Consider the following 16,648-nt stretch of genomic DNA (forward strand, 5'->3'; position numbering starts at 1 on the left):
GGATGCTGACGCGTCGCCCAGTCGTCGCCGTGCGCGGGCTCGCGGTGCTGGGCGCCGTCGCGGTGGTGGCCGTGCTGGTCGCGGTCTCGTTCAGCGGTGCCGCGGCGGCCACCGCGCTGGCAGATCCGGGTGCGGCGGTCCGCTGGGGGCTGCCGGTGGTGGACGTGCTCACCGACCTGGCGGTGGCGGTGACGCTCGGCGCGCTGGCCCTGGTGATCGGCATCGTGCCGCGGCGGGCGGCGGTGGAGGCGCACCCGGAGCGCCGGTCGACCGCGCCCGGCGGCACGGCAGCGGTCGGTGCCGCCTGGCCGGCCGGGACCACGGTGACCGCTGTCGCCGCCGGCGTGTGGACGGTGCTGGCCGTGGTGCGCGTCGTGCTGACGTACGCGCAGGTGTCCGGCAGCCCGGTGGATCTCGGCTCCTCGGGCGCGCAGCTGTGGCTGTTCGTCACGCAGGTGGACCTCGGACGGGCGTATGCCGGCATCGTGCTGGTCGCCGCCGCGGTCACCGCCCTGGCGCTGGTGGTCGGCACCCCGACAGGCGCCGGCTGGACCGGCGCGTTGGCGCTCGTGGCGCTGTGGATGCAGTCCGGCACCGGCCACGCGTCCGGCGCCGCCCACCACGAGGTGGCCACCGAGGCGCTGCTGCTGCACCTGCTGGGCGCCGCCGTCTGGATCGGGGCGCTCGCCGCACTGGCCCTGCTCGCGCGCAGGCTCGGCACCGACCTGCCGGTGGCGGTGCGCCGCTACTCGGTCGTCGCGGGCTGGTGCCTGGCGGCGGTGGGTGTGTCCGGCCTGGTCAACGGCTTCATCCGGGTGGGCGGCTGGTCCGACCTGGGTACCCGGTACGGGCTGCTGCTGATCACCAAGGCGGTGCTGCTGGTCGCGCTCGGCGCGCTGGGGCTGGCGCACCGTCGGGCGACCATCCCGCACCTGAGCGCCGGAGCCGGCGCCGCCTTCGCCCGGCTGGTGCTGGTCGAGCTCGCCGTGATGGGGGCCGTGTCCGGCGTCGCCGTCGCGCTGTCGTCGTCCGCGCCGCCCGTCCCCAACGTCCCCGTGGCGGACACGTCGCCCGCGTTCCGGGTGATCGGCCACTCGCTGCCGCCGGAGCTGACCGGCGCCCGCTGGTTCACGGTGTGGAACTGGGACGTGGTGATGGCCGCCGCCGCAGCCGCCGGCCTGGTGGTGTACCTGCGCTGGGTGTGGCGGCTGCGCCGGCGCGGCGACCGCTGGCCCGTCGGTCGGACCGCCGCCTGGGTCACCGCGATGGTCGTCTTCGTCTGGACGACGTCCGGCGGCCCGAACGCCTACGGGCACGTGCTGTTCAGCGCGCACATGGTGCAGCACATGGTCCTGGCGACGGTGGTGCCGGTGTTCCTGGCCCTGTCGGCGCCGGTGTCGCTCGCGTTGCGCGCGCTGCCGGCCCGGTCCACCCGGCTCGCCGGCGACACGTCCCGCGGTCCCCGCGAGTGGATCCTGGTGCTGGTGCACAGCCGGGTCGGCCGGTTCTTCGCGAACCCGGTGGTCGCGGCGGCGAACTTCGTCGCCTCGATGATCGTCTTCTACTACAGCGGCGTGTTCGAGTGGTCGCTGCGGACCACCGAGGGCCACCTGTTCATGGTGGTGCACTTCTCGCTGGTCGGGTACCTGTTCGCCAACGCGCTGATCGGTGTGGACCCCGGTCCGCAGCGTCCCGGCTACCCGCAGCGGCTGCTGCTGCTGTTCGCGACGATGGGGTTCCACGCCTTCTTCGGCATCTCGCTGATGAGCGGCGACGGGCTGCTGGTGGCCGACTGGTTCGGCCTGCTCGGCCGGCCGTGGGGACCGAGTGCGATCGCCGATCAGCAGGCCGGTGGCGGCATCGCGTGGGGGATCGGCGAGCTGCCCACGTTGGCGCTGGCCATCGCGGTGGCGGTCGCTTGGGCGCGCGACGACGAGCGGCTGGCCCGACGCCGCGACCGGCAGGTGGACCGGACCGGCGACACCGAGATGGACGAGTACAACGCGATGCTCGCGCGGCTGGCGGGCCGCGACGCACCACATGACGAACCGCAGGGGGAGACGGACCGATGACCTCGCAGACCGACAGCCAGCTCGGCGATCTCGACCAGTACGTGGCGCTGCCGCGCCTGTCCGGCCTGCGCCTCTCACCGGACGGCACGCGCCTGGTCACCGCCGTCGCCACCCTGGACACCAAGGGCACCCGGTACGTCACCGCCCTGTGGGAGGTGGACCCGAGCGGCGCCCGGCCGGCTCGTCGCCTCACCCGCAGCGGCCGCGGCGAGTCGAGTGCGGCGTTCACGCCGGACGGCGACCTGCTGTTCACCTCCGCCCGCCCCGACCCGGACGCCGAGTCTGGCAAGGACGGGTCCGATGACGACGTCGCGGCGCTGTGGCTGCTGCCGCACGACGGTGCCGAGGCCCGCGTGGTGGCCCATCGGCACTCCGGCCTGGGCGACGTGCACGTCGCGGCCGACGCCGGGGTGCTGCTGGTCGCGTCCGACGTGCTGCCGACGGCGCAGGACGCCGCCGACGACGAGAAGCTGCGCACCGAGCGCAAGGACGCCAAGGTGGCGGCGATCCTGCACGACTCGTACCCGGTCCGGTACTGGGACCACGACCTCGGACCGCAGTCGCCGCACTGGTTCGTCGGACGTGTCACGCCCGGGCTGGTCGCACCCGCCGCCGGTGTCGCCGAGCCACGTGTGGAGCTGACGGACGTCACGCCGGCCGCGCGCGCGGCGCTCGTCGAGCAGCGCGGCGACGTCACGCCGGACGGGACGACGGTGGTCACCACCTGGGCCGTTCCGGTGCGCGCGGCGGAGGTGCGCACGCAGCTGGTGGCGATCGACGTCGCCTCCGGTGAGCGGCGGGTGCTGGTGGCGGACGAGGGCTTCGACGTCCTCGACCCGGTGGTGTCGCCGGACGGCCGGTGGGTGGCGTTCGGCCGCGAGACGATCTCGACGCCGCTGCGGGCGCCGCGGGTGGACCTCGCCGTGGTTCCGGTCGCGGGTGGCCCGGTGCGGCCGCTCACCGACGGCTGGGACCGGTGGCCGTCCGGTGCGGTGTGGCTGCCGGGCTCGGACGGGCTGCTCGTGGTGGCCGACGACGACGGCCGTGGGCCGGTGTTCCACGTCGACCTCGCGTCCGGCGCGGTGCGCCGCGTGACGTCCGACGCCGCCGCCTTCAGCGACCTGCAGGTGGCCCCCGACGGTGCGACGGCCTACGCGCTGCGCTCGTCGTACACGGCCCCGCCGCACGCCGTCCGCATCGACCTCGCCCGCGCCGCCGCCACCGGCGCCCCGGTCGCCGCCGAACCGCTCCCCGGGCCGGCGCCGCTCCCCGAGCTGCCGGGACGCCTCGAGGAGCTCCGGGTCCCGGCCGCCGACGGCACGCCGCTGCGCGCCTGGCTGGCCCTGCCGCACACCGCCGGCCCGGACCGCCCGGCGCCGCTGCTGCTGTGGATCCACGGCGGTCCGCTCGGCACGTGGAACGCCTGGTCGTGGCGCTGGAACCCGTGGCTGCTGGTCGCCCACGGCTACGCGGTGGTGCTCCCCGACCCGGGGCTGTCCACCGGGTACGGGCAGGAGTTCGTGCAGCGGGGCTGGGGTGCCTGGGGTGCCGAGCCGTTCACGGACCTGATGACCGTCACCGACGCGGTGGTGGCGCGGGCGGACGTGGACGCGTCGCGGACGGCCGCGATGGGCGGCTCGTTCGGCGGGTACATGGCCAACTGGGTGGCCGGGCACACCGACCGGTTCCGGGCGATCGTCAGCCACGCCGGCCTGTGGGCGCTCGACCAGTTCGGCCCCACCACGGACGCCGCGTACTACTGGCAGCGCGAGATGACCCCGCAGATGACGGCGGACAACTCCCCGCACGCGTCCGTCGGCGCGATCACCACCCCGATGCTGGTGATCCACGGCGACAAGGACTATCGCGTGCCGGTCGGCGAGGCGCTGCGCCTCTGGTACCAGCTGCTGTCGTCGTCGGCCCTCGCCGCGGACGACGACGGCCGCACGCCCCACCGGTTCCTCTACTTCCCGGACGAGAACCACTGGGTGCTGTCGCCGCGCAACGCGACCGTCTGGTACGGCACCGTGCTGGCGTTCCTCTCCGAGCACGTCCTCGGCGAGCCGACCCCGTACCCCCGCCTGCTCGGCTGACCCAGGCGGTCCGGGCGCGGCCGCGCAGCTGTGCGGACGGTCCCGGCTCGGCGTGCGGGCCTTCCGACCTCGGGTGACACTGGCAGCGCCCGGGCCAGACCCGGACGAGGAGAAGGAGCGCACATGTACATCGGAGGCGGCATCACGCTGCTGGTGATCGGCGCGATCCTGTCGTTCGGCGTCCGGGACAGCATCTCCGGCGTGAACCTCACGGTGATCGGCTACATCCTGATGGCGGCGGGCGTCCTGGCGATCATCCTGTCGATCATCTTCAACGCCCAGCGCACCAACACCACGCACCGCGAGGTGATCGAGCGGCACGACGACCGTCCGCTGCCGCCCGTCTGACCAGCGCACGGACCGGCGGCCCGTCGATATGCCCCCGCTCGGGGCATTCGACGGTTCCGCGGCCACGCCGGAGCGGGTGACATCGGCCGGACCTCACCCGGTGGCCCCTCGTGAGCGGTCTTCGGCACCCGCGATCATGGACACGTGGTCCAGTGGCTCACCGCTGAGGACGCGCGCGAGCAGGGTCCGCCCGCGGCGCGTTCCGCAGGCGTGCCCGAGCTGGCCACGGCCGCGAAGCGGCTGGGCTACGCCGCGAGCCTGGACGAGGTCGGCACCGTCGCGACGGTGTGCGCCAAGGAGGTCCTCGCCGCCCAGCACGCCGCGCTGCTGCGCATCGAGCAGCAGACCTGCCGCGTGCTCGCCGTCGCGCCCGGTCTGCGGGACACCCGCGAGATCGACATGTCCCGTGCCGAGTTCCGGGCCGAGGACCGGCCGGCGCTGAACAGCCTGATCCGCGACCGTCTCCCGTGGGTGGCCAGCGCGTACGACGAGGACGGCACCCCGTTCCCGCCCGGTGACCCGCGTGCGGGCGACGAGGTGGAGGTGGAGACGCTGCTCGCGCTCGGCGCCGCCGCCGCGATGGCCGTCCCCGTCGAGGTGAACGGCACCGTGTGGGGCGAGGTGTACGTCACCCGCAACGCACCCGGAGAACGGTTCGGGCCCACCGAGCTCGCGGCGGCGACCGTGCTGGCCGGCCTCGTCGGGGGTGCCGTGGCCCGGGTGGACCTCGAGGCGCAGGTGCGGCACCTGGTCGCCGACGACCCGCTGACGGGTCTGGTGAACCGGCGGATCGCCGATGCCGCCGCCGAGCACGCCCTCGCCTCCGGGGGCGAGACGTGCATCGTCATGTGCGACGTCGACGGCCTCAAGCGGGTCAACGACGAGCTGGGCCACGACGCCGGCGACGACCTGCTCCGTGCCGTGGCCGACGTGCTCCGCCGCATCTCCGAGGGCCTGCCCGGTGCGACCGCCGCCCGGCTCGGTGGCGACGAGTTCTGCGTGATCACGTCCGGCCACCCGCTGGCGACGGTGCGCGAGGTGACCGCCCGCACGGTCGACACGTTCCCGCTGCCGCACGCCGCCACCCTGTCGTTCGGCATCTCGTCCACTGCCATCGCTGGCGCGGTCCCGGCCAGCCAGCTGTTCCGCCGCGCCGACCAGGCGCAGTACCGCGCCAAGCGGGCACACGCACGGGTGCGGGCGGCCGCCGGACCGGTGACCGCCGACCCTGCGGTGACGGCGGAGCGCCTGGTGGTGAGCGTGTCGGCGGCGCTCGCCGACGTGCGGGGTGGACCGGTGGCTCGGCTGTGCGCGCTGGCGGCCGCGGCGGCGGACACCCTCGGCGCCGGCGAGTGGGCCGTGCTGCGGCGGCGGGACGACGACGAGTCGGCGGACACGGTGGCCCGCGGTGGCGACGACGGCAGCAGGGGCGAGCACGTCCGCCTCGAGGCGGCGTACGGCACGTGGCTGATCGAGGTGTCCGCGTCGGCGACCGCCGCGATCGCCGAACCGGTGCCGACCACGCTCACGGCGCTCACGGCGCTCGCGGTGGTCGGCGCCGCCTGACGGTCCGGCCGGTCCTCAGCCCAGCAGCGGCAGCGTCAGCACGTCGGGCGCACCGGCCTCGAGCCGTACCGGCACGCCCCAGTCCTGGCTGGCCAGGTGACACGCCGGGTACTCGATCGCCGGGTCGGCGTCGCAGGACGCGGCCTGCGCGGTCACGTGCAGCACGCCCTCGCCGACGACGGGGTCGAGCGTGAGCACCCTGGTCAGCGGCACGTCGTCACCCGCGCCGTCGAGCAGCAGCCCGGCGGGGGACGACGAGACGCGCAGCCGCGTCGACGGCCCGTACCGGTCGTCCTGCTTCTGACCAGGGGCGGGGGTGAAGACGACGTCCAGCCGCACCTGTCCCGGTGCGAGGACGGTCACGGGCCGCTGGGTGCGGTGCGCACCGTCGTCGACCCGCCGGCCGACCCCCGCCGGCAGCGGCACGCGGACCAGCCGGTGGACGGCGGACTCGACGACCAGCAGCTGCGGTGCCGAGGCGTCGTCGGCCAGCACGACGAGCCCGCTCGGCTCGGCCAGTCCCGTGGCGACGGTGCTGACCTCCTCGGTGACGGCGTCGTACCGGCGGATCGCACCGTTGTACGTGTCGGCGACCAGCACGGTGCCGTCCGGCAGCGTGGCGACGCCGAGCGGGTGCTGCAGTCGGGCCTGTGCGGCAGGACCGTCCACGTGACCGAAGTCGAACAGCCCCTCGCCGACCAGCGTGCGCACCCTGCCGCCCTCCACCACGCGCAGCGCCGAGGTCTCGGAGTCCGCGACCCAGAGCCGTCCGCCCTCGTCCACCGCCAGGCCTGAGGGCTGGGCGAACCACGCCTCACGGGCGGGCCCGTCCAGCAGCCCCTCGGTCATGGTGCCGGCGGCGTGCCGCACGGTCCCGGCCACCGGGTCGAACGCCCACAGGGTGTGGTGCCCGGCCATCGCCACGGCGAACGCCTGCCACGGCTCGAACCACACGACGTCCCACGGCGACGACAGCCGCACGCCCGTCGCGGGCCCGTCGTACCCGACACCGCGCCGGTCCGCGCCGGCCGCTCCGCCGCCCAGCACGCCCTCCACCACGTTGTCCGGGGCGCCGACCAGGAACTGCGTCCCGGTACCGGCCACCGTGGTCACCGTCCCGTCGGACAGCCGCACGCCGCGCAGCACGTGGTTGGCGGTGTCCGCCACGAGCACCTCCCAGCCCACCGTCGCCCGCAGGCCCTCCGGCAGCAGGGCCAGCCCGTTCGGCTCGGCGAAGCGCGCCTCGTCGGGACCGCCGTCCACGAGTCCGCGCGTGCCGACGCCGATCCGCCGCACCAGCGTCTCGCCATCCGCCTCCAGCTCCGCGAGCCCGTGGTGCCCGGCGTCCGCCACCAGCAGGTGCCCGTCGGGCAGCACGATCGCTCGCGCCGGGAACCGGAGCGTCCCGGGCTCCGGCTCCGGGATCACCACCGGCCCGTCGCCGCGGCGCAGCGTGCCCTTCGCCTCGTGCTCGGTCACCAGCTCGCCGACCAGCGCCTCGAGGTTGTGCGCGTGCCCCTCGCCGGCCAGCTGCGCGACGACGTACCCCTCGGGGTCGATCACCACCAGCGTCGGCCAGGCGCGGGCCGTGTACGCCTGCCACGTGACCAGCTCGGGGTCGTCCAGCACCGGGTGGTGCACCTCGTACCGCTGCACGGCGGCCGCGAGGGCCGCCGGATCGGCCTCGTGCACGAACTTCGGCGAGTGCACCCCGACGGTCACCAGCACGTCCGAGAACCGCGCCTCGAGGTCCCGCAGCTCGTCCAGGACGTGCAGGCAGTTGATGCAGCAGAACGTCCAGAAGTCGAGCACCACCACCTTGCCCCGCAGGTCCGCGAGGGTGACCGTCCGTCCCCCGGTGTTCAGCCACCCGCGCCCGACGAGCTCGGACGCACGGACACGGGGCAGACGGGCGGTGCTGGTGCTCACGGCACAAGTCAACAGGACGCCGCGACGTCCTCATCCCCGCCGAGGCGCACCGCATGCTGCGGCCGCTGCGGTCGGCGGCACCGGGGGCCCTGCGGTCGGCGCTGCGTGTCGTATCCAGGGGTGGCGTACCTCTTTCCGGTGTACGCCCCGTGTGCGTACACCAGGCGTACATCCGAAAACCGGTCCCCATCCCCGTTCGGGTCTCCGCCGAGATGGTGACCCGGTGCGTTCCGGACCGTGACGAGCGCTCGCATCGGGTGCGTTCGTCGCGGCCCTGGCGTGGTTCGCCTGTCAGATCGCACTCGCGACCAGTGCCGGCGACTCCGTGAGTGCGGCGATGCGAGCGGCCCAGGCCGGTGCAGCCGGCGTCGGCTCCTCCCGGGATCTGTGACGCGCGGCATAGGTGTGCCTACACTCGCCCCGCCGACGACGAGGTCGAGGAGGCGGTGTGACCCGACGCGCAGCGGGTGCCGACCCGGGCCGGTCCCCGCTCCCGACCGAGACGAGCCGGTCCACAGCGGCCGAGCCGACCTCGAGGCTGCGCGACGCGCACGAGCGATTCGTCAGCACCGGTAGCGCGCCGGCTCGGCTGGTCCGACGGGTCGTCGTCGACTCGTGGCGGCGCAGCGCACGCATCGGCATCGACCCGGACCGGGTCAGCGCGCCGGTGGACCTGTCGGACCCCGAGCTGGCGGCGGTCCGCCGGTCCCATCCGCTGGCGGCCGGCATCCCGACGGCCCGCCGGCTGCTGCTGCAGCCCGACGCCGGCTGGGTCGCGGCGCTGACGGACCACACCGGCCGGCTGCTGTGGGTCGAGGGGGACCGGTCGGTGCGGCGGTCGATCGAGCAGATCGGGTTCGTCGAGGGCGGGGTGTGGCGGGAGGACACCGCCGGCACCAACGCCCCCGGCACCGCGTTGGCCACCGATGCCGAGGTGCAGGTGGTCGGTGCGGAGCACTGGGCGCGGTCCGTGCACCCGTGGAGCTGCGCGGCGGCACCGGTGCACGCGCCGGACGGCCGGGTGGTCGGTGTGCTGGACGTCACCGGGGGACCGGCGGCGGGTACGCCGATGGCGATGTCCCTGGTCAGGGCGACCGCGGCGGTACTCGAGGCGGGGCTCGCGGCACTGCCCGCGGGCGGACGCCTGCCGGGTGGAGCGGGTGCGGGCCTGGGTGCGCAGCCGGTGGACGTGCACGAGCCGCGGCTGCAGGTGCTCGGCGCGCACGCCGGGGTGCTGCACCTGCCCGTGGACGCCGGGGGTGGGCGCGTGCGGCTGTCCCGCCGGCACACCGAGATCCTGCTGCTGCTCGCCGAGCACCCCGCGGGGCTGTCCGGTGACGAGCTGGCCGTGCTGCTGTCCGAGGACGAGCTCTCGGACGTCACCGTGCGGGCCGAGGTGTCGCGGCTGCGCCGTGCCGTCGGACCGCTGCTGTCCGAGTCGCGCCCGTACCGGCTGACCCGCGCCCTGCGCACCGACACCGACACGGTGCGGGACGCGCTGGCACTGGGGGACACCGCCGCCGCGCTCGCCGCCTATGCCGGGCCGGTGCTGCCGCGGTCGGAGGCGCCGGGCGTCGACCGGGTGCGTGCCGACCTGTCCACCGACGTGCGGGCGGCGGTGCTCGCCTCGCGGGACGCGGAACTGCTGTGCCGGTGGGTCGCGTCCGACGAGGGCGCCGACGACTGGGCCGTCTGGCGTGCGCTGGCGGCGTGCACCCCGTCGGGGTCGGCGGCGCACCTGCGTGCCGTCGCGCGGCTGCACGCCGTGGAGCAGCGCCTCGGCTGACCTCGACGCCTCGATCCGCAGGCCGGGACCTTCGTCCTCCTAGGTGCAACCTTCCTGCAACGATGCGCGACCTAACGTCCTGCCTCGTCGCGACGAAGAGGTCGCGCCCCGCGCCCCGCCGCCCCGCGACGGCCCGCGGCCCCTGTCACAGGAGGGTGGACGATGACCGTCTACGCAGCCCCCGGTCAGCCCGGCAGCCCCGCCCGCTACCGCGACCGGTACGACCACTGGATCGGCGGCGAGTGGGTGGCTCCCGCGTCCGGCCGGTACTTCGAGAACCCCACGCCGATCACCGGCCGCACGTTCACCGAGGTGGCGCGCGGCGACGCGGACGACGTCGAGCGGGCGCTGGACGCCGCGCACGGTGCAGCCCGGTCCTGGGGCCGGACCACTGCCACCGAGCGGGCCGTGATCCTCAACAAGATCGCCGACCGCATGGAGCAGCACCTCGAGGAGATCGCCGTCGCCGAGTCGTGGGAGAACGGCAAGCCGGTGCGCGAGACGCTGGCTGCCGACATCCCCCTGGCCATCGACCACTTCCGGTACTTCGCCGGTGCGGTACGGGCCCAGGAGGGGTCGATCTCCGAGATCGACGCCGACACCATCGCGTACCACTTCCACGAGCCCCTGGGTGTCGTCGGGCAGATCATCCCGTGGAACTTCCCGCTGCTGATGGCGGTGTGGAAGCTGGCGCCGGCCCTGGCCGCCGGCAACACCGTGGTGCTCAAGCCCGCCGAGCAGACGCCGGCGTCGATCCTCTACCTGATGGAGCTGATCCACGACCTGCTGCCCGCGGGCGTGGTCAACGTCGTCAACGGGTTCGGCGTCGAGGCCGGCAAGCCGCTCGCCTCGAGCAGCCGCATCCGCAAGATCGCCTTCACCGGCGAGACCACCACGGGCCGGCTGATCATGCAGTACGCCAGCCAGAACATCATCCCGGTCACCCTGGAGCTGGGCGGCAAGAGCCCGAACATCTTCTTCGACGACGTCGCCCGCACCAAGGACGACTACTACGACAAGGCGCTCGAGGGCTTCACCATGTTCGCCCTCAACCAGGGCGAGGTGTGCACCTGCCCGTCCCGCGCGCTGATCCAGGAGTCGATCTACGACGACTTCCTGGCGGACGCCACCGCCCGCACGCAGGCGATCAAGCAGGGCAACCCCCTGGACACCGAGACGATGATCGGCGCCCAGGCGTCGCACGACCAGCTGGAGAAGATCCTCAGCTACATCGAGATCGGCAAGGCGGAGGGCGCCACCGTCCGCACCGGCGGCGAGCGTGCGCACCTCGACGGCGACCTGGCCGGCGGCTACTACGTGCAGCCGACGATCTTCGAGGGCAAGAACTCGATGCGGATCTTCCAGGAGGAGATCTTCGGGCCCGTCGTGGCCGTCACCAGCTTCGAGGACTACTCGGATGCGATCCACATCGCCAACGACACCCTCTACGGCCTCGGCGCCGGTGTGTGGTCCCGCGAGCAGAACACCGCCTACCGGGCGGGCCGCGACATCGAGGCCGGTCGCGTGTGGACCAACTGCTACCACGCCTACCCGGCAGCGGCGGCGTTCGGTGGCTACAAGGGCTCGGGCGTCGGCCGCGAGAACCACAAGATGATGCTCGACCACTACCAGCAGACCAAGAACCTCCTGGTCAGCTACTCGGGCACCAAGCTCGGCTTCTTCTGATCGAGCGCGCCGCGAGGGTGCCCGCCCGGGCCCGGCAGTCCGGGTGGGCACCCTCGCAGGCTCGACGGCGCGGCGACGGCCGACGATGGGCGTCGGCGAGGTCCGACGAGCGCGACGGTCTGACGACGACGGACGTGACGACGACGGACGAGGAGGTCCGATGACGACGACGACGGTGCAGCGGGTGACCGCGACCGATGCGGCCCTCGACGAGCTGCGGTCGCTCCGCGACCGCCACGGGCCGCTGATGATCCACCAGTCCGGCGGCTGCTGCGACGGCTCGTCGCCCATGTGCTACCCCGCCGGTGACCTGCTGCTGGGCGACGCCGACGTGCACCTCGGCGACCTGCGGCTGGCCGGCATCGAACCGGATCAGGGCGAGCCTGGGGGCGCTGCCGACGTGGTGCCCGTCTGGATGGGCAAGGCGCAGTACGCCTACTGGCAGCACACCCACCTGACCATCGACCTGGTGACGGGGCGCGGCGCCGGCTTCTCCCTCGAGGCGCCGGACGGGGTCCGCTTCATGATCCGCTCCCGCCTGCTGACCGACGACGAGCTCACCACCCTCCGCACCGCCGGCCTGCTGCTGGACCCGCCGGTCGGCCCCGCTACCTGACCCTCCGCTCACCCGCACCGCAGCTCGCACCGGCGAGATGAGCACAACGCACCCAGGTGGGCACAACGACGTGCTCCTCTCGCTGCAAAGTGCTCATCTCGTGCCGGGGTGCCGGGGTGCCGGGGTGCCGGGGTGCCGGGGTGCCGGGGTGCCGGAGCGGGGGCGGGGCCGGCCGACGCCGACCCCGTTGACCGTGCGCCTGGTGCACGTACGCCGGGCGCACGAGCAACGTGTGTTTCGCCCGGGGTGGACCCCATTGCGTCGGCGTTCTGGTGGACAGTGTCACCGTGCCGCGTCGCATCACTCCCGACACCGACCCGAACGGTGCCCCGCTGACGTTCAGCCGGCGGCCGGTGCTGATCGCCTTGGTGGCCTTGCCCGCCTTGGCAGCCGCGCTCTTCGGGGCGGGATGGCCTGACGGCGGGATCATTGGCGGCGCGGTCGCCCTGCTGCTCTTCGGCATCTGGGCGTACGACATGGCCAGGCAGCGCGCGCGCCACCCTGCGATCGTCAGCCGGCGCCCGTACGACGACGTCGTCGAGGTGCTCGGCGCCCAGAACCTGCGCGCGACCATGAAGCGCGCGGGCGTCCTCAAGCCGCACACCGTGGAGGCGGGGATCACACCGTCCTACAGCCTCGTGATCTCGGACGACGGCGTGGAGCTGTGGCGTCGCGGTGGGGACCCTGTCCAGGTCGCCCACATCCGGTGGGCAGACGTCGACGACGTGGGTCCGGCCGAGGCCGCACTCAGCAGTGCAGGGCCCCGGCTGGCCGCGGGCATCCTGCTCACCAACGACTACGTCCTCTGCCTGGTCCCGCTGCGCCGGGTCGGTGGCTTCGTCCCGGGCTCCGTCGGCGCCGCCCAGCGGCTGATCGTCGTCCTGCGCGCGCACCTGGACGCGTACGACAGGGCACACGGCATCGATCGTGAGCACTGGCTCGACGACGCGGACCTTGACGACCAGGACGACGCAGCGGCGTCCCGCTGACCGTCGACCGGCGAGACGAGCACAACGCACTCAGGTGAGCACAACGCACCCAGATGAGCACAACGAAGTGCGCGTCTCAGTGCAGAGTGCTCATCCCGCGCGGGCGCGGGCGCGGTGGCTGTGCAGGAGGGCGCCGACCATCGGCACCAGGGCGCGCGAGGCCTCCATCGTCAGTGGCTGCCGCCAGAACGAGTGGACCTGGCCCATCGTCTCGAAGCCCACCACCTCGGCACCGGCCTCCGCCAGCGCGGTGGCGTACGCCCGGCCCTCGGCGGCGAGCGGGTCGTGCTCCGCGGTGACGACGAGCGTCGGCGGCACCTGCGACAGGCCGGGTGCCCGGAGCACCGACACGTCCGGGCTGTCGCCCAGCGAGCCGGGGGCGTAGTGCTCCCAGAACCAGTCCATCTCGGCACCGGTCAGGGCGGCGGTGTCCGCCGCAGGGTCCAGCGGCCAGCGGCGGTCCGTCGGCGGGTACATCAGCACCTGGAAGTCCAGCGCCGAGGGATCGCGCACCGTCAGCCCGGCGAGCAGGTTGGCGCCCGACGAGTCACCGATGCCGGGCAGCCACATCGCGTCGACGTGGTGCTCGGCACCGTGCGACCGGAGCCACCGGGCCGCCGTCTGCACGTCGTCGAGCGGGGCCGGGTAGGGATGCTCGGGCGCACGGCGGAAGTCGACGGCCAGCAGCGCCCACCCGGTGGCGTCCGCGAGGTAGCGGCAGAAGGCGTCGTGCGTCTCGAGGTCGTGGAACATCCACCCGCCGCCGTGCACGTACAGCGCGACCGGTGCACCGAGCCGCGGTCGGTAGAGCCGGACGGGGACACCGTCGGCGTCCAGGTCCGCGACGTGCTCGATCGGCACCCGGTCGGCCTGGGCGAGGGCCGCACTGCGGGCGGCCGCGCGATCGACGTCGACCGTGGACAGGTCCTGCGGACCCGAGTCGGGCAGCTGCTCGATGAGGGCGCGCGCCTGCGGGTGCAACGTCATCCCGGGAGAGTACGTGGCGCCACGCCCCAGGGTCAGCGGCGGCGGAGGAGCCAGATGCGGGGGTGGTGGCCCTTGGCGTAGACGCGCAGCGGGTCGCCGATCGGGGTCCACAGGTCGGCGGCGGCCGCGACGGCGCGCTGCATCACCGTCACCTCGTGGGTGAGCACCGCGAGGCGGGCACCGCGCGCGGCCACCGCGTGCGCGGCGGCGAGCAGTCCTGCGTGGACGGCGGGCGCGTCGGCATGGTTGCCGAGCAGGCCGCCCCACGGCGGGTCGGCCAGCACCACGTCGAACCGCTCGTCGGGGAGCAGCGACCGCAGGGCGACGGGGTCGGCGGCATCGCCCCTGGTCAGACGGGCGGCGCGGCCGAGGCCAGCCGCCTGCAGGTTCTGCTGCGCCCCGGTCAGCACGTCCGCATCCAGGTCGACGCCGACCGCCGTCGCCGCCGGACCCGCCAGCAGCCGCTCGATCAGCAACGTGCCCGACCCGCACATCAGGTTGAGCACGCGGTCCTCGGCCCGGACGCCGGCCAGCCGGCTCATCGCCGCGGCGATGGTGGCGTTCGCGGCACCCGGCAGGTCCACCACCCGCCACCGCCGGGCGGACAGCGGCCGCGGACCGATCCGCACCAGCACGTCCCAGCCCGGGTCCGCCTCGCCGTGCCGTCGGCCGCGGCGCACCTTCACCACCAGCTCGCCGTCGTCGGGCCGGTGCTGCAGCCCGGTCGCCTGGTGCAGCAGCTCGGCCAGCCGGCCGAACACCGCCGAGTCGGCCCCGGCGGCCTCGAAGCGGAAGGACGACGAGCCCGCCACGCGCAACGACGCGTACACCGCGTCGACGATGCGGGACAGGTGGTCGCCGCTGGTCAGCGACCTGGGGCGCGGCACGTCGAAGTGCAGGTGGATCCACGCGGCGACCGCGGTGCGCAGCTCGAGGACGTCCCGCAGGGGACCGGTGTGCTGCACGGCCAGCGCATCGTCCCGGCCGGGCACCCCCGCCGGTGGCTGCGCGACGACCAGCACCTCGGTCGCCTCCGCGGCGAGCACGTCACCGAGACCGGGCAGGAAGGTCAGCTCGAGGGCCGTGCCGCGCGGCCCGCGTGGGGACGGCGCGGAGGTGCGAGGGGTTCGAGCGCGGTCGGCCTTCCGGTCGCCTGGGTGCCTGGGCGCACGCGCACGGTCGTCACCACGTCGCCCGCCGGGATGCTCGTCGCGACCGTGCCCGCTGGTTCGCCCGTCACGACCGCGCCCGCCGGAACGCTCGTCCCGACCGTGCCCGCCGCCGCGGCGCGCGGGTGGCTGCGCCACGCCGTCAGGCCGAGACGGCGTCGAGCGCGCCGACCGCCCGCAGCACGAACTGCTCGGTCTGCTGGATCGCCCGTGCCCGCGCGGCGCCCTCACCGGGCACGCCACGGCCGGACAGGCACGCGTTGACCAGGGGGACCGTCGTGGACAGGTCCTGCTCGGGGAACACCCCGGCGGCGATGCCGCGGGACAGCACGCCGCGCAGCACGCGCTCGAAGTCGGTGACGTGCTCACGCAGCCGCGCCTGGGTGGCCCGGGACAGCATCGACCGCAGCTCCGAGCCGGGCAGGTGGTGGTCGTGCTTGAGCTGCACCATCGCGCGCACGTAGCTGCGCAGCTGCTCCACGGGGTCGTCCACGTCCGCCAGCGACTCCTCGAGCGCGTCGGCGTAGGCCTCGGTCGAGTGGGCGATGTACCCGACGAGCAGCGCCTCCTTGTCGGCGAAGTGGTTGTAGACGGCCGTGCGGCCCACCCCGGCGGCGGAGGCGATGTCGGCGAGGGTGATGGTGTCGAACCCACGGTCGTTCAGCTGCTCGGCCAGGGCCGCGAACAGTCGTCGACGCGTCTCCTCGCGGTGCTCGCGGAGCGACCCGCCGATGATCTTGGGCATGCTGACATCGTCGCACACGTCGTCAGCAAAGCCTTCCCTCAGTGCGGCGGCCGGGTGTGGCGCCGGGCACGTCTGAGGCAGACTCGAGCCGACCGCCGGGCCGTGCCGGCGCCGGAGGAGGAGGACCGCGTGGCCGCCGAGATCGAGCCGGACACCAAGGACTGGACCTGGGTGCTGCAGCAGCCGTGCCCCGAGTGCGGGTTCGACGCGACGACGGTGGACCCGCGCTCGATCGGCGCGACCGTCCGTGCGCTGGTGCCCCGGTGGCAGGTCGCGCTGGCCCGCGACGACGTCCGCGACCGTCCCGAGCCGGCCACGTGGTCCACCCTCGAGTACGGCGCCCACGTCCGGGACGTGTTCCGGGTGATGGACCAGCGGTTGGCGCTGATCCTCGAGCACGACGACCCGCAGTTCGCCAACTGGGACCAGGACGCCACCGCGGTGGCCGAGCGGTACGACCTGCAGGACCCGGCGCTCGTCTCGCACGAGCTCGGGGGTGCGGCCGCCGTGCTCGCCGACCGCTACGACTCCGTCCCGGACGACGCCTGGCAGCGACCGGGCCGCCGGTCCAACGGCTCGGTGTTCACCGTCGACACGCTCGGTCGCTACATGCTGCACGACGTGCTGCACCACCTGCACGACGTGCGCGGCTGACACCTCCG

Annotated in this window: 13 protein-coding genes; 9 read left to right on the plus strand and 4 right to left on the minus strand. The window is 74.3% G+C overall.

What is annotated here, in order from left to right; genetic code table 11:
- Positions 1–2 precede the first annotated feature (2 nt).
- The 4 genes from QMF98_RS00535 to QMF98_RS00550 all read left to right on the plus strand — a co-directional run bounded on the left by QMF98_RS00535 (position 3) and on the right by QMF98_RS00550 (position 6,079).
- Positions 3–2,072: a bifunctional copper resistance protein CopD/cytochrome c oxidase assembly protein gene (locus tag QMF98_RS00535; RefSeq protein ID WP_337974163.1), complete on the plus strand. Its 2,070-nt coding sequence runs from the start codon at positions 3–5 to the stop codon at positions 2,070–2,072.
- Positions 2,069–4,165, plus strand: a complete 2,097-nt coding sequence (locus tag QMF98_RS00540; protein WP_337974164.1) for a S9 family peptidase — start codon at positions 2,069–2,071, stop codon at positions 4,163–4,165. The genes QMF98_RS00535 and QMF98_RS00540 overlap by 4 nt, the downstream gene beginning before the upstream one ends.
- Before the next feature lie 123 nt (positions 4,166–4,288).
- A complete protein-coding gene (locus tag QMF98_RS00545; protein ID WP_263731948.1) occupies positions 4,289–4,513 on the plus strand; it encodes a DUF6458 family protein in 225 nt (74 codons plus the stop codon).
- Between the two features lie 144 nt (positions 4,514–4,657).
- Complete coding sequence (locus tag QMF98_RS00550) at positions 4,658–6,079, plus strand: GGDEF domain-containing protein (protein ID WP_337974165.1); 1,422 nt, start codon at positions 4,658–4,660, stop codon at positions 6,077–6,079.
- 15 nt (positions 6,080–6,094) lie between these two features.
- On the opposite strand, the gene QMF98_RS00555 is transcribed toward QMF98_RS00550, so the two are convergent.
- Entirely contained in the window at positions 6,095–8,008 is a 1,914-nt protein-coding gene (locus QMF98_RS00555) for an NHL domain-containing thioredoxin family protein (protein ID WP_337974166.1), read from the minus strand.
- A gap of 448 nt (positions 8,009–8,456) precedes the next feature.
- Here QMF98_RS00555 and QMF98_RS00560 point away from each other — a divergent pair, with 448 nt between their 5' ends.
- From QMF98_RS00560 to QMF98_RS00575, 4 genes are all read left to right on the plus strand, one after another.
- A complete protein-coding gene (locus tag QMF98_RS00560; RefSeq protein WP_337974167.1) occupies positions 8,457–9,794 on the plus strand; it encodes a helix-turn-helix domain-containing protein in 1,338 nt (445 codons plus the stop codon).
- 162 nt (positions 9,795–9,956) lie between these two features.
- Complete coding sequence (gene adh / locus QMF98_RS00565) at positions 9,957–11,480, plus strand: aldehyde dehydrogenase (protein ID WP_337974168.1); 1,524 nt, start codon at positions 9,957–9,959, stop codon at positions 11,478–11,480.
- A 160-nt stretch (positions 11,481–11,640) separates the two neighbouring features.
- On the plus strand, positions 11,641–12,096 hold the full coding sequence (locus QMF98_RS00570) for a DUF779 domain-containing protein (protein WP_337974169.1): 456 nt from the start codon (positions 11,641–11,643) through the stop codon (positions 12,094–12,096).
- Positions 12,097–12,383: 287 nt separating this feature from the next.
- A complete protein-coding gene (locus QMF98_RS00575) occupies positions 12,384–13,085 on the plus strand; it encodes a hypothetical protein (RefSeq protein WP_337974170.1) in 702 nt (233 codons plus the stop codon).
- A gap of 90 nt (positions 13,086–13,175) precedes the next feature.
- Here QMF98_RS00575 and QMF98_RS00580 read toward each other — a convergent pair whose 3' ends face one another.
- The 3 genes from QMF98_RS00580 to QMF98_RS00590 form a co-directional block, all read right to left on the minus strand.
- Complete coding sequence (locus QMF98_RS00580; RefSeq protein WP_337974171.1) at positions 13,176–14,072, minus strand: alpha/beta hydrolase; 897 nt, start codon at positions 14,070–14,072, stop codon at positions 13,176–13,178.
- A 32-nt stretch (positions 14,073–14,104) separates the two neighbouring features.
- Complete coding sequence (locus QMF98_RS00585; RefSeq protein ID WP_337974172.1) at positions 14,105–15,118, minus strand: TRM11 family SAM-dependent methyltransferase; 1,014 nt, start codon at positions 15,116–15,118, stop codon at positions 14,105–14,107.
- 265 nt (positions 15,119–15,383) lie between these two features.
- Entirely contained in the window at positions 15,384–15,986 is a 603-nt protein-coding gene (locus QMF98_RS00590; protein ID WP_337974173.1) for a TetR/AcrR family transcriptional regulator, read from the minus strand.
- 129 nt (positions 15,987–16,115) lie between these two features.
- Here QMF98_RS00590 and QMF98_RS00595 point away from each other — a divergent pair, with 129 nt between their 5' ends.
- Positions 16,116–16,640 (plus strand): DinB family protein, encoded by a 525-nt coding sequence (locus QMF98_RS00595; protein WP_337974174.1) that lies wholly within the window; start codon positions 16,116–16,118, stop codon positions 16,638–16,640.
- Positions 16,641–16,648: the final 8 nt, after the last annotated feature.

The organism is Cellulomonas sp. NTE-D12 (assembly GCF_027923705.1).
In the GTDB taxonomy this organism is placed as follows: Bacteria; Actinomycetota; Actinomycetes; order Actinomycetales; family Cellulomonadaceae; genus Cellulomonas.

Excerpts from the sequence above, each read along its gene's own strand:
- QMF98_RS00545 (WP_263731948.1), top strand. The coding sequence starts at position 4,289 with ATGTACATCGGAGGCGGCATCACGCTGCTGGTGATCGGCGCGATCCTG.
- QMF98_RS00535 (WP_337974163.1), top strand. The coding sequence starts at position 3 with ATGCTGACGCGTCGCCCAGTCGTCGCCGTGCGCGGGCTCGCGGTGCTG.
- QMF98_RS00590 (WP_337974173.1), bottom strand. The coding sequence starts at position 15,986 with ATGCCCAAGATCATCGGCGGGTCGCTCCGCGAGCACCGCGAGGAGACG.
- QMF98_RS00540 (WP_337974164.1), top strand. The coding sequence starts at position 2,069 with ATGACCTCGCAGACCGACAGCCAGCTCGGCGATCTCGACCAGTACGTG.
- QMF98_RS00580 (WP_337974171.1), bottom strand. The coding sequence starts at position 14,072 with ATGACGTTGCACCCGCAGGCGCGCGCCCTCATCGAGCAGCTGCCCGAC.
- QMF98_RS00570 (WP_337974169.1), top strand. The coding sequence starts at position 11,641 with ATGACGACGACGACGGTGCAGCGGGTGACCGCGACCGATGCGGCCCTC.
- adh (WP_337974168.1), top strand. The coding sequence starts at position 9,957 with ATGACCGTCTACGCAGCCCCCGGTCAGCCCGGCAGCCCCGCCCGCTAC.